Source organism: Vibrio hepatarius, assembly GCF_043642085.1.
In the GTDB taxonomy this organism is placed as follows: Bacteria; Pseudomonadota; Gammaproteobacteria; order Enterobacterales; family Vibrionaceae; genus Vibrio; species Vibrio hepatarius_C.
In genome coordinates, this window is the sequence record NZ_JBHZSA010000003.1 from 625,385 (window position 1) to 639,481 (window position 14,097).

At 44.7% G+C, this 14,097-nt stretch carries 10 protein-coding genes; 8 read left to right on the forward strand and 2 right to left on the reverse strand.

All coding sequences use genetic code 11. The annotated features are described in order from the left end of the window. The first annotated feature begins 40 nt into the window (after nt 1-40). The 5 genes from ACHUFZ_RS08970 to ACHUFZ_RS08990 all read left to right on the forward strand — a co-directional run bounded on the left by ACHUFZ_RS08970 (nt 41) and on the right by ACHUFZ_RS08990 (nt 6,204). Nucleotides 41-919: an N-acetylneuraminate lyase gene (locus ACHUFZ_RS08970; RefSeq protein ID WP_394126870.1), complete on the forward strand. Its 879-nt coding sequence runs from the start codon at nt 41-43 to the stop codon at nt 917-919. A 79-nt stretch (nt 920-998) separates the two neighbouring features. Continuing rightward, nucleotides 999-1,832 (forward strand): MurR/RpiR family transcriptional regulator, encoded by an 834-nt coding sequence (locus ACHUFZ_RS08975; protein WP_394126871.1) that lies wholly within the window; start codon nt 999-1,001, stop codon nt 1,830-1,832. A 223-nt stretch (nt 1,833-2,055) separates the two neighbouring features. Continuing rightward, on the forward strand, nt 2,056-3,213 hold the full coding sequence (locus ACHUFZ_RS08980) for an N-acetylneuraminate epimerase (protein ID WP_394126872.1): 1,158 nt from the start codon (nt 2,056-2,058) through the stop codon (nt 3,211-3,213). Between the two features lie 12 nt (nt 3,214-3,225). Beyond that, the gene (locus ACHUFZ_RS08985; RefSeq protein WP_394126873.1) at nt 3,226-4,293 is read left to right on the forward strand and encodes a YjhT family mutarotase; all 1,068 of its coding nucleotides are present in this window, start codon (nt 3,226-3,228) and stop codon (nt 4,291-4,293) included. A gap of 150 nt (nt 4,294-4,443) precedes the next feature. Beyond that, a complete protein-coding gene (locus ACHUFZ_RS08990) occupies nt 4,444-6,204 on the forward strand; it encodes an exo-alpha-sialidase (RefSeq protein WP_394126874.1) in 1,761 nt (586 codons plus the stop codon). 39 nt (nt 6,205-6,243) lie between these two features. Here ACHUFZ_RS08990 and ACHUFZ_RS08995 read toward each other — a convergent pair whose 3' ends face one another. Both ACHUFZ_RS08995 and glgX read right to left on the reverse strand, forming a co-directional pair. After that, the gene (locus ACHUFZ_RS08995; RefSeq protein ID WP_394126875.1) at nt 6,244-7,947 is read right to left on the reverse strand and encodes a sensor domain-containing diguanylate cyclase; all 1,704 of its coding nucleotides are present in this window, start codon (nt 7,945-7,947) and stop codon (nt 6,244-6,246) included. 215 nt (nt 7,948-8,162) lie between these two features. Next, nucleotides 8,163-10,112 (reverse strand): glycogen debranching protein GlgX, encoded by a 1,950-nt coding sequence (glgX, locus tag ACHUFZ_RS09000; RefSeq protein WP_394126928.1) that lies wholly within the window; start codon nt 10,110-10,112, stop codon nt 8,163-8,165. 443 nt (nt 10,113-10,555) lie between these two features. On the opposite strand from glgX, the gene lamB reads away from it, so the two are divergent. From lamB to ACHUFZ_RS09015, 3 genes are all read left to right on the forward strand, one after another. Continuing rightward, nucleotides 10,556-11,779 carry a maltoporin LamB gene (gene lamB, locus ACHUFZ_RS09005; RefSeq protein ID WP_394126876.1) on the forward strand — a complete coding sequence of 408 codons (1,224 nt, stop codon included), beginning with the start codon at nt 10,556-10,558 and terminating at the stop codon, nt 11,777-11,779. A gap of 149 nt (nt 11,780-11,928) precedes the next feature. Then, on the forward strand, nt 11,929-12,762 hold the full coding sequence (locus ACHUFZ_RS09010; RefSeq protein WP_394126877.1) for a MalM family protein: 834 nt from the start codon (nt 11,929-11,931) through the stop codon (nt 12,760-12,762). Between the two features lie 323 nt (nt 12,763-13,085). Further along, on the forward strand, nt 13,086-14,090 hold the full coding sequence (locus ACHUFZ_RS09015) for a porin (RefSeq protein ID WP_394126878.1): 1,005 nt from the start codon (nt 13,086-13,088) through the stop codon (nt 14,088-14,090). The last annotated feature ends 7 nt before the right edge of the window (nt 14,091-14,097 follow it).

The following is a 14,097-nucleotide window of genomic DNA, read 5'->3' on the forward strand; positions in this document are numbered from 1 at the left end:
GCCTCCCTCATATTGATGCTTCTAATTCTCAGAGGTTTATATGCAGGGCATTTACCTTCCCTTGATGACACCATTTTCACCTAATGGTTTGCTGCAACTTGATAAAATCCCCGCGATGGTCGAGCACCATATCACGCAAGGTGTACATGGGTTCTATATCGGCGGGAGTTCATCTGAATGTTTTCTGATGAGCATTGATGAGCGTAAACAGGTGCTCAATGCGGTCTCATCTGTCAATAATGGACGTGTACCACTGATTGCGCATGTTGGCGCTATTGCATTGCATGAGGCTTTACAGTTAATCGATAGTGCAGTTGCAGCGGGCTATGACTCCATTTCGGCAACGCCCCCCTTCTATTATGGTTTTAGTAAGTCTGAAGTGATTCACTACTACAAGAGTCTTGCTCAATACTCGCCGATTCCTTTGTTGCTCTACAATATTCCGGGTACGACGGGTGTTAACTTTGATCACAAAGAACTCCTCGAACTGTCAGAGCTAGAGAACGTGGTTGGTATCAAACATACCACTAACGATATGTTTTTTGTCGAGAGATTACGTCAGGCAAAACCGGAAAGTATTATCTTCCATGGTGAAGATACCATGCTCGTCAGTGGCTTACAGATGGGAGCCAGTGGCGGGATCGGCAGTACCTATAACTTGATGTCAAAGCAATACGTTGAACTTTACCAAGCGGTGCTTGAAGGTGACTTAGACAAGGCATTGGAACGCCAAAAGCGGGTCAATCGAGTGACGGAAGTGTTACTTGATGTTGGGGTTTACCAAGGCATTAAGTATGCGATGGGAGAACTCGGTATCGACTATGGCGAATGCAGAGCGCCATTCCTTGGGCTAGATAGTGAAGGTAAAAGCAAGATTAACACGATGATTGAAACTTTTAGTTTCAATAGCTTTATGTGATTATCAAGCCTATGCTGGTGTTCAAAACAGACTGAGTTTGATACTTTTAGCTCAGCCATATAAATGTAAAGAGGCCTTCGTGAATTCGCCTAAAAATCTATTAGTCCGATTGCGTTCTAATATTGAGCCGTTGAGCAAAAAACTAAGACTAGTTGCGGACTACGTGCTAGAAAACGCTCATGACGTTCAGTTCCAAACTATTACCGATCTTGCTCGTAATACTCAAACGAGTGAAGCAACGGTGGTGCGTTTATGTCGCGACATGGGCTACAAAGGTTATTCTGATTTCAGAATGGCACTGGCGGTTGATTTAAGTCAGACGGCCTCGCAGAATCAAACTCCAATGGAAGGTGATATCTGCGATATCTCAGCGCAAAGTGCCGTCGATAGCCTGCAAGATACTGCCAAACTGATTGACCGTAAATCATTGGCACGTATCTGCGAGCTGGTTCATAATGCGCGTTTCATCGGCTGCGTCGGTGTTGGTGCGTCAAGTATTGTCGGGCGTTACTTAGCTTACCGTTTAGTGCGTATTGGCAAAAAAGCCATTATGTATGAGGACACGCACTTGGCTGCAATGAGTGCGGGCCGCAGTGACAGTGGCGATATGTGGTTTTCCGTGTCGAGTTCAGGTTCGACTAAAGAGGTTATCCACGCAGCGACACAAGCCCATCGACGCGGTGTTCCGGTTGTCTCATTGACGAATATTAGCCACAGCCCGCTATCGGCCATTTCCGATGAACTGCTGGTTGCAGCAAGGCCAGAAGGTCCATTGACCGGCGGTGCATTTGCTTCCAAAGTCGGCGCTCTCTTATTGGTTGATGCTTTGATCAACACCTTATTAGACAGTTACCCTGAATATACCGAATCAGTAATGGAGACGGCGGAAGTGGTTCTGCCATTAATGAAGTAACTCTATATTATTGATTTAAAATTCATTATTAAAAGCTCATCGAAATGATGGGCTTTTATTTTATTTAATGGTGAAAATATTTTTTATTGTTAAGTTGATCAAAGAAATATTTTTTCATTGATCAATAATTAGTATGAATCTTGTACAAAGGCGTAACGGGAAATGACTGCGCCAATCCATGACCGAATGAGTGGTAGGGTCACCCAATAAGGAAATAACAATAATGACTATCAAAAACTCAATACTTCATACACTTTTGCTTGCTGCTTCTCTGGTGTTGAGTGTTAACGCACTGGCTGCCAATGAGTGGCCTGATCTTCCTGTAGGTATTAAAAGTGGCGTGAGCGCCCAAGCGGGCAATAAAGTCTTCGTTGGACTCGGTTCTGCGGGACAGGACTTTTACATGCTTGATTTAAATAACCTATCTCAAGGTTGGCAAAAAAGAGCTGACTTTAGTGGCCCTGCCCGTAATGGGGCAACGGCATCTGTGATTGGCAACGAAATTTATGTCTTTGGTGGCTCGGGCAAAATCAACGCGTCTGATGCCGCGCCAATCTTGTTTGATAGCGTATATCGATATGACGTTGAGTCAGACTCTTGGGCGCAAGCGAATACGACTTCTCCAGTGGGCCTACTAGGCGCCGCGTCCTATTCGCCGGATGGCAAACAAGTGGTCTTTTTCGGTGGATACAACAAAGCTTACTTTGACCAATACCTTCATGACGTGCTGACAACGGACAAAAAAGCAGAGCCAGAAGCTTGGCAGAAAATCGTCGATGACTACATGGGGATGAAACCGACAGATTATAAATGGAATCGCCAAGTTTTAAGCTACCAACCTGCTACAGGCAAGTGGAGTGATCTTGGCCAGTCACCCTACCTGCCAAATTGTGGTAGTGCGCTAGTCGCTAAGGGTGAACAGGCACTTTTGATTAGCGGGGAAATAAAGCCGGGTCTAAGAACAGCAGAGGTTAAAACCTATCAATTTGGCCAACAGCAACCGTGGCAAAGCTTACACTCGATGCCTGCACCTAAGTCTTTAGATGTGCAAGAAGGGGTAGCAGGAGCGTTTGCAGGTGAGAGCAATGGTGTGGTGATTGTTGCTGGTGGAGCCAACTTCCATGGTGCTAAATCTGCTTTTGAGAGCGGCAAAATGTTCGCTCATGACGGATTCAGCAAAGCATTCAACCCAGAGATGTATGTGCAAAAAGAAGGCTTGTGGAAACAAGTGAATAACCTGCCAGAGGGCCTTGCTTATGGCGCGTCATTCAATGCGTCGAAAGGGGTATTGATTGCAGGTGGTGAAAAGAGCGATCGCAGTGCAAGCAATAAGGTCTATATGCTGTCGTGGAATGGCTCATCAGTAGACATTAACGATTAAGGAGCTCATAAAATGTCGTTACTCATTGAAGATTTTCCACCCTTGCCATTTGGGGTGAAAAACGGGGTAGGAGGTGTTATCGGCAACACACTCTATGCTGGTTTAGGGAGCGCAGGGAAGCGCCTATTTTTCTATGATTTAGATTGCCCTGAACATGGCTGGAAAAGCGCTGCAGAGTTCCCTGGAGTGGCGCGAAATGACGCGGCTTACACAGTGAGTAATGACAGACTGTATGTTTTCTCGGGAGCTGGATGTTTAAGTGCAGAACAGCCGCCTGTGGTGCTTGATGATGGTTATGTCTATGACCCGAAAATAGATCAGTGGGACAAACTGACTACCCAAACACCAGTGGGTTTCTTAGGCGCTTCAGTATGCGAGTTAGAGCCGGGTCGGTTGGTGTTTTTCGGTGGTTACTGTAAAGAGACATTTGATACGTTTCTCGCGGCAATTTCACAAGTTAATCCGGAATCTGAACCAGAAAAACATCGCGCTATGTTAACGGAGTTTATGGCTCGCCCAATTGAAGCTTACGGGTGGAATCAAGACATCTGGCAGTTCGAAACGACTCTGCAGAAGTGGTCGATCGTCGCGGATAATATATTTCCAGCTAACTGTGGTGCAGGGATCGTGCGTCAGGGTAACAGTATTACGCTGGTTGAAGGTGAAGTTAAACCAGGGCTTAGAAGCTTAGAAACCAAACGATTTGAGTTTCAATCACCACATAGCCTCAGATCGAAAAAATTGCCCTCAATACAGCAAGCCGCTAACAACCATGAAGGCTTAGCTGGTCACTTCTGTGGCACGGTGAATAACCAGATTATTGCAGCCGGCGGAGCGTTCTTCATCGGCAGTCAACGAAATTTCCTGAAAGGGCAGTGGTACAGCCATCAAGGATTGACCAAACACTACAACAATCAAGTATGGCGATTCGATGGCAACAAGTGGCACCAAGCGACCTCAATACCTGAAGGTGTTGCTTATGGTGTGTCGATTTCAACTAACAACAAAATGTACTTATTAGGAGGTGAAGGTAGTAACGGACAAGCTCAATCAAGTTGTTATGCATTAACTTGGCGATAGTTTTCTCCCCCTATAGATAACTCGCTAATACAGTCAAAGACCTAACAATTCTCCTCTGCATCATATTCGTATGATGTAGGGGCTTTTTACACCTTTTATTTGTCTTTGACACATCGTTCGAACACGGAAATAGTAAGAGGACATTCAGTAATGGAACAATTTCAAAAGAAGGGACTTTTGGCGTTAGGACTACTAACTCTTGGGATGATTGTCGCCCCAATGAGTGCCCATGCCGTTGCACCTAATTTGCGAGATGTAGTGGTATTCAAAGGTGGTGAAGGTGGAAGTAGCCACTATCGCATACCGTCAATAGTTGTTGCTCAAGATGGGTCTTTAGTCGCTTTTGCTGAGGGGCGTGCTTCAAATAAAGATCCCGGTAGTGGCTATCCGACTAGCATCAAAAGTCGACGTTCCACTGACAATGGTGTGACTTGGAGTGATTATACCGTTATCCATGAAGTGGATAATGAAGCCTATTCGGATCCTCGACCACTTGTTGATAAGACCACAGGGAGAATGTTTGTTTTCTACACTAAGTGGGATAACAACTGTGCCCAAAACGGGAATTGTGTTCCGTTTGATGATCCTAAACACAAACTGTTTTATCGAACCAGTGATGACAACGGACAGACATGGTCCGCAGCGATTGATGTGTTAGATCAAGTGAAAGACGTTAACTGGATGGCGAATGGGACCAACAGTATTGATGGACGTGCAACTTGGTCTGCGACACCGTCACAAGCCCAGATCGAACAAGCGAATAGTGATGGTTGGAGTTTGAGTTGGAATTCCCGTGTTGCAGATGGTTCTTGTAATGTGCAGTACTACGGTAACGGTAGTAAACGCTTCTTAGCCGACCTTCAAGTCAATGCTGATAAATCAGTAAAAGCCGTGTTGTACTCTGACGGTGCTAACCTTGAGTTTCCAATGGACTTCGATATCTCCGCCTACCATGATTATAAAATTGTCGGTCAAGGTAGCACGGCTAGTTTCTATGTCGATGGAACTCTCGTTGCGACAAATTGGTCTGGTCAAAGCCATTCTAGTAAAACAGTGACGTGGGGGAATGGATGTTCATCTACCAAAGGTGCCTCTGCTTATCACACGATAGATTTTTCCATTGCAGACAATCAGCAGTTCTATTTTGATGCGAGCTTAATGGAGCGGGTCAATGGGACTATTATTAAACACCCTGCTGAACAAGGCTGGGCGAAAACCAGTGCACGAAATGGTCGTGGTGATCCGGGGTGGAAGAGTATCAATGCTGGCCCAGGTCAGGGTATTCAGTTAACCAATGGCCGACTGATCTTCCCTGCAATTATACTGGATGCGTTTACTCAGTTGTCGGTCGTGTCCATTTACAGTGATGATTATGGCGTGACTTGGCACGCTGGGAATCAAACACCAACGTATGCGCTTGAGCCAAGTGAAGCAGATATGGTTGAGCTCAACGATGGTCGACTTTTGATGTCTGCTCGCAATGATGGAGTAACGGGCACTGGCAACTTCAACCGTTATCACTTTGTGAGCTCAGACCGAGGCGTTAACTGGACGATGATAGAAGAAGAGCGTTACTCGACAAATGGTGCGTTGTTCTTCAAGTTAGATCAAGTGGATATTGGTTTACTGCGCTACGGAGATAATCGCGTCTTAATGTCAGGTCCTCAAGGAAATTCAGCCGTGAGTTCAGACCGAAATGACCTCGCGATTTGGAGTGCGGTAGATGATGGTGCTGGCAACTATAACTTTACTCAGAGAACTCAGTTTAGAGATGGCTATAGTGCCTATTCTGATCTCATTCAGCTTCAAGACAAAGGGGCTTCAGGAAACGAAGATATTGGTGTGATTTATGAGGCGACATCCAGCACCGAGATTCGTTTTATGGTGATTGATATCGACAGTGTGAATTAAGCGAAAAAGGGAAGTGCCAGTTGCACTTCCCTTAATTTTTTACGCTTGGAAGGTATTTAACACCACTTGGTTTCGACCTAGCCCCTTAGCTTGATAAAGCGCTTTATCCGCTCGACCAATCGAGATGTGTTGGCTGTCTCGGTTGAGCGTAATACCAATACTGACAGTGTATTGCACAGGAACATCATCACAAATAAGCTTTGATTGCTCGACTAAGTGCCTAAACATTTCGCATTGTTCATACGCATCATTTTCATCATTTGCTCTAAACAGCACACAGAACTCTTCTCCGCCAAAGCGTGCCACACTCAATGAGTTGGGTTTTGGAAAGCACTTCTTCATTAAATCAGCAGTGTGGATGATCACCTGATCGCCAACCAAATGACCTAAGCCATCGTTCACACGTTTGAAGTGATCAATATCGACGATGGCTAAGTAAACATCTTCTTTATCGATGTGTTTATCAAGCTTTTCTCTCAGCGTGAGTTTGTTGTCTAAGTGGGTCATGACATCTTTACTGCGCAGCTTTTTGTGCAGCAGTAAATTGGTGAGGGCGACCTCGGAGTAATCTCGGATCATACGCAAAATACTGCGATAGGTCGGAAAGGTGGCTTTCATGTAGATCACCCCAATCAGACTCTCTTTATCAAACAGCGGAATGGTGTAGTGACGCGAGTTAATCTGCAGCTTTTTCGCTAAAGGATCGGCGTATCGCTTACCCGTGTAGCTAAGTGAACTTGGCGAAAAGTGCTTAACAAAGTCTCGATCTCTGAGGATTATATTAGTGTTTCCATGATAATCGACGGTAGTGAAGTGTCCGTAATCAGCATCATAGAAGCAGACCTGGACGCCTTTGTGGTGGCAGAAGCGATCTAAGATCTCTCTTAAGTTGTGCTTAAAGTCGACCAGCTCTTCTTTGTTGTTAAGTTCGGCCAAACCGGTGTTTAGCTGATAGGTTAAGTAGTTGATGACAATCGCTAAAAACAGCAGTGACGCAATCACGATGGCAGTCAATGAGAACTGGTAAGAAGAAGAGAGAATGTCTGAGCGATCTGTGCCGGAGATGAACACCCACTTGTATGGATTGTCACCGTCGTAGACAGACATCTTGAACTGACCTTTGTAGTAGTACTCATACTTGCCAAACAACAAACCGTGGTTGATTTGTTCACTGATCCCGGCGTGGTAACTCACTGAAGGAGTGCCTATTCGGTTAGGATCCGGGTGGAAGGCGAGTCTGCCTGTGGTGCTATCCACGACGAAAACGTAACCCTCATTCAATGTACGTAGTCCACGTAAACTTTGTGTGGTGTACTTTAAGTCGAACTCCAACCAAATTTCGTTAGCGTTGTCTTGGGTGTATTTGACCGCGAATACCCACTCTTTGGGTGTTTTTTGATAGATGGATGAGACGGCTAAGTGCTCAGCGATACCGTCGAGAGGGCGCCAAGTAATATCAGGATTTTTTTCAGCATCAGTAGAGTTGAGTAGTGCAGAACGATATTGGTTAGTTTCACGATTGACATAGATAATGTCACTGTATGTGGGCGTGTGTTTCAATATCCGTTTGGCGATGGAGTCGAACTCAGAGACTGAAGACGTGTCGTCCAATAAGTAGAGTTTACTTGAAGCCGCTTCAACTTGGGAAAAGATAAGCTCAGAACCGGTTTTGAGATTGGAATAGGATTGCTGATAAGCGATGTGTTCTGATTTATTGAGCTGTTGATAGGCTGCGTAAATCATTCCTATTACGAGCAGTATGATATACGGCCTGAGCGTGCGAATAAGAAACTTGGGTAAAGCCATTGTGTGCCAACTGATTGATTAGAAAGTATTGTAATTATGCGCCGTATAGTAAACGGATCTCGCAAGCACATCAATGCATATTAATCTAGCGAATGGGCTTTCTTTATTCATAAATTGAGTGATATGTCACCATATCACTCAATTTTGTGAAGTTAGGCGTTGGCGAAAAAGATCGCCAATGAAGATGGGGCAACAAGAACTTGTTTGTTGTCGATGGTTTTATGCAGTTCGTGATCATCGGTATTACAAATCATTGTCCACTCTTTACCTTCTGAGTCAGGTAGAGTGAAACGAGCAGGAGCGTTAGTCTGGTTGATGCAGTAAAACAGCTCATTACCGTGCCTACCAATCCCTAAGTGCAGGGCGACAGAGCTTAATCGATTCCAGTCGTCATGCTCCATGAAGCTACCATCAATTCTGCGCCAGAAGATACGGTTGTTATTACGACTTTCGCCACTGAACGCGCGAATAAATGGCACCATAAACTCTTGTCGGGCTTTGACCATCTCGGCTAACCAAGCTTTAAACGTATCTTTCGATTCTGAATTAGACCAGTCTAACCAGCTGAGTTCATTGTCTTGGCAGTAGGCGTTGTTATTACCTTGCTGACTGTGAGAAAGGACATCGGCAGTCAAGATATGTGGAATACCAAAAGCAAAAAGTAGACTCGCCATAAAATTACGTTTCTGCTTTTCACGCTTTTCCAAAACAGTTGGGTTTTCCGTTGCTCCTTCTACACCATAGTTATCTGACCGATTGTCGCCGTGGCCATCGCGGTTTTGTTCACCGTTTGCTTCGTTATGTTTATGCTTGTAAGAAACCAAATCTTGCATGCAGAAGCCGTCATGGTAAGTGATGTAGTTGACGGTAAGCTTATAAGGCCAATTTGCTGCGCTATAGAGATCGCGAGAACCCATTATTCGAGTCGCAAACTCTTTTAGGAAGCCTTGATCGCCACGCCAGAAACTCCGTGTTATATCGCGTAAACGGTCATTACACTCGTTCCAGCCAAACGGGAAGTTACCCACTTGATAGCCATTTGGGCCGATATCCCAAGGTTCAGCAATTAGCTTCACTTCACGTAAAACCGGATCTTGCGCCACGGCTTTGAAGAACGCGGACTCAGGACTAAAGTGCTCACCATGTCGGCCTAGAGTCGCCGCTAAATCAAAACGGAAGCCGTCGACTTGATACTCGTTAACCCAGTAGCGAAGTGTATCCATCACGAGGTTTAGTGAAGGTTGATATGAAAGATCAACCGTATTACCACAGCCAGTATAGTTAGCGTAATGCTCACCATGTTTAATGTAGTAATGATCGTCTAATGCTTTTAAGTTGAAGGTAGGTCCATCAGCACCTCCCTCCGCAGTGTGGTTGTAGACGACGTCGAAAATAACTTCGATACCGTGACGGTGGAGCTCGCGAATCGCGGTTTTTAGCTCGCTGACCGCATCTTTTTCGGCATACCTTGGATCTGGCACCATAAAGAGGTAAGGGTTGTAGCCCCAGTAGTTTACCTTGTCCATTTTAAGTAGGTGAGGCTCATGCATACACGCCGCAACAGGCAACAACTGTAGTGTATTGATGTTCTGCTGTTTGTAGAACTCAAGCATTGCAGGGCTAACAAGGCCAAGGTAGCACCCTTGTTCTTGTGCCGGGACTTCTGGGTTGCGCTTTGAAATGCCTTTTACGTGAGTCTCAAATAAGACCATCTCTTCACGAGGGCGGTTCGGCTTCTCTACTCCTTGCCAATCAAAACTATCATCTACCACGACGCATTTTGCCAAGGTAAAGCTGGCTTCACTGTCAAAAGGGAGAATGTAGTGAAGCGGTTTTTCTAGTGCTTTGGCATAAGGGTCGGCAATGAGGAGTGGCTTACCGTTTTCCTCAACAACATAAGCGTATTTCTGGCCAGCTTTAATATTCGGTAAATAGGTGAACCGAACGCCTGCGTATTCTTGCTCTAATGTGAAGGTTTGGAATTCTCCGCTATCGTCAAAAATAGCGAGTTGGATGTTCTTAGCCTTTGGAGCGAATATGGAAAAGTTACACCCATGACTATCTGGTGTGGCACCCAAAGGGTACGGACGAGAGCACTGCATCATTATGGCTTACTAATAATTAAATTTATTACTTTAGCTTTAGTTAATAGGTTTGCTAACAGTAGGTCAAGCACCATTCTAAAAAAGAATAACTGTAATTTTGTTTCACTAATTTGATGTTATTTATATAAATAGTGAGCTACTTGGCATTTTGAGCTAACTAATTTTCCTCTGGCGTTCGAACTCACCCCTATTATTGTGATTTAGTGCGTAAAAATATCGTTCTGTAAGTTTTCTCATCCCTTCTCATCCCCCTAAATTATTTCTCATCTGGATGAGTTGGTTTTTCTACTCCCCAGTTAATCTTGCTGCAGTTGAAACAGAGAGGGACTAAGTCATGAGCCCTAGTCCCGCCTTACCTCTCTTTAGCAACACTCTGTTACTGCCTTACAGAATGGACCGAAAAGAGAGCGAAAAATAAAAATCTCTAAATGGAGTTAATAATGAAAAAAGTAAGTGTAATTGCTGCTGCAGTGGCTGCGACTCTAGCTGCAGGTTCAGCATTCGCAGTGGATTTTAATGGCTACTTCCGTGCTGGTACTGGCATTAGTGGTAATGGTGAGTCTGATCTGGCAGTCAACAAAGCTGGTGTTGGTCGTCTTGGTAATGAAAACGACAACTACTATGAGTTTGGCTTTGCTGAAGAGCTGAAAACAGGTGAGCAAACTTGGCGCGTAGAGTCTATGATTGCACAGGGCAATAGCGGTGCAAGCGGCTGGGAAGATGGCGATTTCAACGTTGCTCAGTTCGCTGTTAAAGCAAAAGGATTGATTGCTGCTGATACAGACGCAACAATGTGGGCGGGTAAGACTTACTACCAACGTAAAGACATCCACATCACTGACTTCTACTACCTAAATACGTCAGGTACTGGTGGTGGTATTGAGAACCTATCAATTGGTGATCAAAAGCTATCTTTAGCTCTAATTCAAGATGGTGAAGATGACAATGGCGCAGGTTACATCTTTGATGCGCGTCTAGCAAACATCGGCCTATGGTCTGACGCTTCACTAGAACTAGCACTTGCGTACAACTTCGCGACAGAAAAAGATGATAAGAACTACGACGGTGACGATGGTGTTCTTGCTACAGCAGTTGTCCACCAAGGTATGAGTAATGGCTTTAACCAAACTGTATTCCAATATGGTACAGCGGGTTACGGTGTTCAAGCTGCTAACTTCTGGGGTGCAGGCACTTACTACGACCGTTCGGGCGCACATAACGACGCGACTGGTTTCCGTATTATTAACTGGGGTGTAATGAACCTTGGTGAAAGTTGGGAAATGGGTCATCAGCTAGCGTATCTAGCAGGTTCTGATATCGGTGGCACTGACAAAGATGGCAACATCACAGGTCAAAAACTTGATATCGACCAGTACTCAGTTGTTGTTCGTCCAATGTACAAATGGAATGATACAATGCGCACTGTCTTTGAAGCGGGTTATAACGCAGGCGAGAAGATTGCGGAAAACGGTGTAGAGAAAGAAGACTTCGGTAATACAAAACTGACTGTTGCTCAAGCATGGGCAATGGGTGACAGCTTCTGGGCTCGTCCTGAACTACGCGTGTACGGTTCATACATTACTGATACTGAAAATGACGATGCATTTGGCACTGGTGAAGATTCTGAGTACGTAGTAGGTATTCAGGTTGAAGCTTGGTGGTAATAGACGGATTACTGTCCTAATCGTCTAGTCCATAATTTATTAGCCGGCTCTAATGTGCCGGCTATTTTCCTAAGTATTTGCTGGTAGGGTTTGATTGCTACAAGCTAGCCTCCCTTCGAGTTCTTAGCAAAATAACAAAAGGACAAACTATGTATTTACGTGCCCTCGTTCTTAGCAGCTGTGTTGCATTAACTGCTTGCCAAACTGCCCCGACTCCTGAACATGTTCAGCTATCTCAAGCTGAGCAAGTTAGCTCTATTTCCAATTTACAATCTGTCGCAATGAAGCTGCCAAGCTCCGCTACGGTAGAGGTCACTGACAATTCTCAACGTTTTAAAGGTTTAGGAATTGATAGCCCGGTTGCGGTTTTCGAGCTGCCAGCAAACCGCGGTGAGTTTTCGATTGAAATTACCAGTCAGATTGGTGACACGGCATTCTCTCCACGAGCTGTTATCGTCGATAAATCAGGCAAGGTGCTAGAAACCTACGATAAGACCCAATTTGTTTATGAGAAACCCCGCCTAAATTTAGGTAATCGCCTAGTCGCTGAATTCGACTTTTTCCCGCCGACGGGTACCGAGTCGGTATATTTAGTGGTTTACAGTGATGATTCTGAATTAGGCAAGTTTACTAATGTCATCCACCCAGCTCGATTGGATGCAGAAGGTCGCGGTAACTATTTACCTGAAGTCAAAGACATCCCTGTACCAAACGCATTGGTGGGTAAAATAGAAGTGTCAATTGATCGTGTCAGCTTGTTTTCACTCTCTAGGCCAACAACCGATGATGCACCACTTAAGCCGTCATTAGCACCAACGCCAGAAGTTATTCAGCCTGAGACACAAACCTATTATCACAACGCGATCACTGCTGCCGTGAAATCGAATGATTTAGACAAAGCTTTGGCTCTACTTGAAGAAGCAAAAGCATTAAAAATTGATGATGCTCAGCAAGTGTTTATTAAAGCGGTTAACGCTCAATAAGGTATGAAAAATGTGGAATATTGAGTCGTAATATTGATTTATTGCGACTCATATTCTAGGAAAGTTCCCATAAAATAATAAAAACGTGACATGTGTCACTTATTATTTTTGGTGTAAATATCGCTTTAAAAATCATAGGTAATTCATATGGTTAAAAAGTACTGATATTTTTGCTGATTGGGTTATTTTGCGAAATAACCATTAATAAGCACTTGGTTGCACTTCATTTTTCTTGTTTCCGTACTACGTTTTAGTTGTTCGTGCAGTTTTTAGTCTTTACTGGCTAATTCGAACATGGGTTAAACCAAATACGGACATTAAAAATGAATACTAAATTATTAGCCGCAACCATCGCGGCAACAGCATGTGGTACAAACGCTTTCGCAGCCGAAATCTACAACAGCGAAGGTTCAACAATTTCTCTTGGTGGTTATGTCGATGTCGGCATCGGTGAATATTCCAGTGACGAAGTCGAAGTCCACCAAGTATCTCCTCGACTGAATGTGTCAGGGACACAAGATGTTGGTAACGGCATCACAGTCGATGCCAAAGGGGAATGGGCGATCAAATACCTTGATGGTGGTGATACGTCCTTCACAACTCGTCTTGGTTACATTGGTATGACGCATGATCAGGCGGGTCGTCTAGCGTTGGGTACACAGTGGGCCCCTTACTATGACGTCGCAGGCGTGGCTGATATGCCAATTGCGTTTGCCAATGACTTTCTTTATACCAACCATGGCAACCTAGCAACAGGTCGTGGGGATAAGATGGTCACTTACCGTAAAGGTCTCGCCTTTGGTGATGATATGTCACTGAACTTTGGCTTAGGTTGGCAAGGCAAGCATACTGAAACTACTGGTGATTACCCTGGCGTTTATGACGCGCGTGGTCAAATCGCGGTTTCATTTTCGATGATGGGAGCATCTCTAGGCTACGTTTATAACGGCGGTGAAGTAAATAATGTTGACGCAGAGTCGCACGTTGTTTCGCTAAAATACGGCAGTTACGGAGATGGACTTTACGCAGCGCTTGTTTATGGTGATAACGAAAACTTCTACGCTGGTAATTATGAGTCAGAGCAGTCGGAAGCCTTGCTTGCTTACGGTCTAGGCAACGGACTTAACCTAAGTGTGAACTATGAAAATGTTGATGCAAAAGCAACGTCATCTTCTAGCGAGCAAACTCTGCTTAGTCAAAGCGCGCTGCAAGCTGAATATAGCTTCACACCGAAACTGGTTGGTTTTGCCGGCTACCAGATTGATTTAGGAGATGACGTCTCTACAGATGATGATAAATGGACGATTGGTGCACGTTACTTCCTATAACAACGAT

Excerpts from the sequence above, each read along its gene's own strand:
- ACHUFZ_RS08970 (WP_394126870.1), top strand. The coding sequence starts at position 41 with ATGCAGGGCATTTACCTTCCCTTGATGACACCATTTTCACCTAATGGT.
- ACHUFZ_RS08980 (WP_394126872.1), top strand. The coding sequence starts at position 2,056 with ATGACTATCAAAAACTCAATACTTCATACACTTTTGCTTGCTGCTTCT.
- ACHUFZ_RS08985 (WP_394126873.1), top strand. The coding sequence starts at position 3,226 with ATGTCGTTACTCATTGAAGATTTTCCACCCTTGCCATTTGGGGTGAAA.
- ACHUFZ_RS08990 (WP_394126874.1), top strand. The coding sequence starts at position 4,444 with ATGGAACAATTTCAAAAGAAGGGACTTTTGGCGTTAGGACTACTAACT.
- ACHUFZ_RS08995 (WP_394126875.1), bottom strand. The coding sequence starts at position 7,947 with ATGATTTACGCAGCCTATCAACAGCTCAATAAATCAGAACACATCGCT.
- glgX (WP_394126928.1), bottom strand. The coding sequence starts at position 10,112 with ATGCAGTGCTCTCGTCCGTACCCTTTGGGTGCCACACCAGATAGTCAT.
- lamB (WP_394126876.1), top strand. The coding sequence starts at position 10,556 with ATGAAAAAAGTAAGTGTAATTGCTGCTGCAGTGGCTGCGACTCTAGCT.
- ACHUFZ_RS09010 (WP_394126877.1), top strand. The coding sequence starts at position 11,929 with ATGTATTTACGTGCCCTCGTTCTTAGCAGCTGTGTTGCATTAACTGCT.
- ACHUFZ_RS09015 (WP_394126878.1), top strand. The coding sequence starts at position 13,086 with ATGAATACTAAATTATTAGCCGCAACCATCGCGGCAACAGCATGTGGT.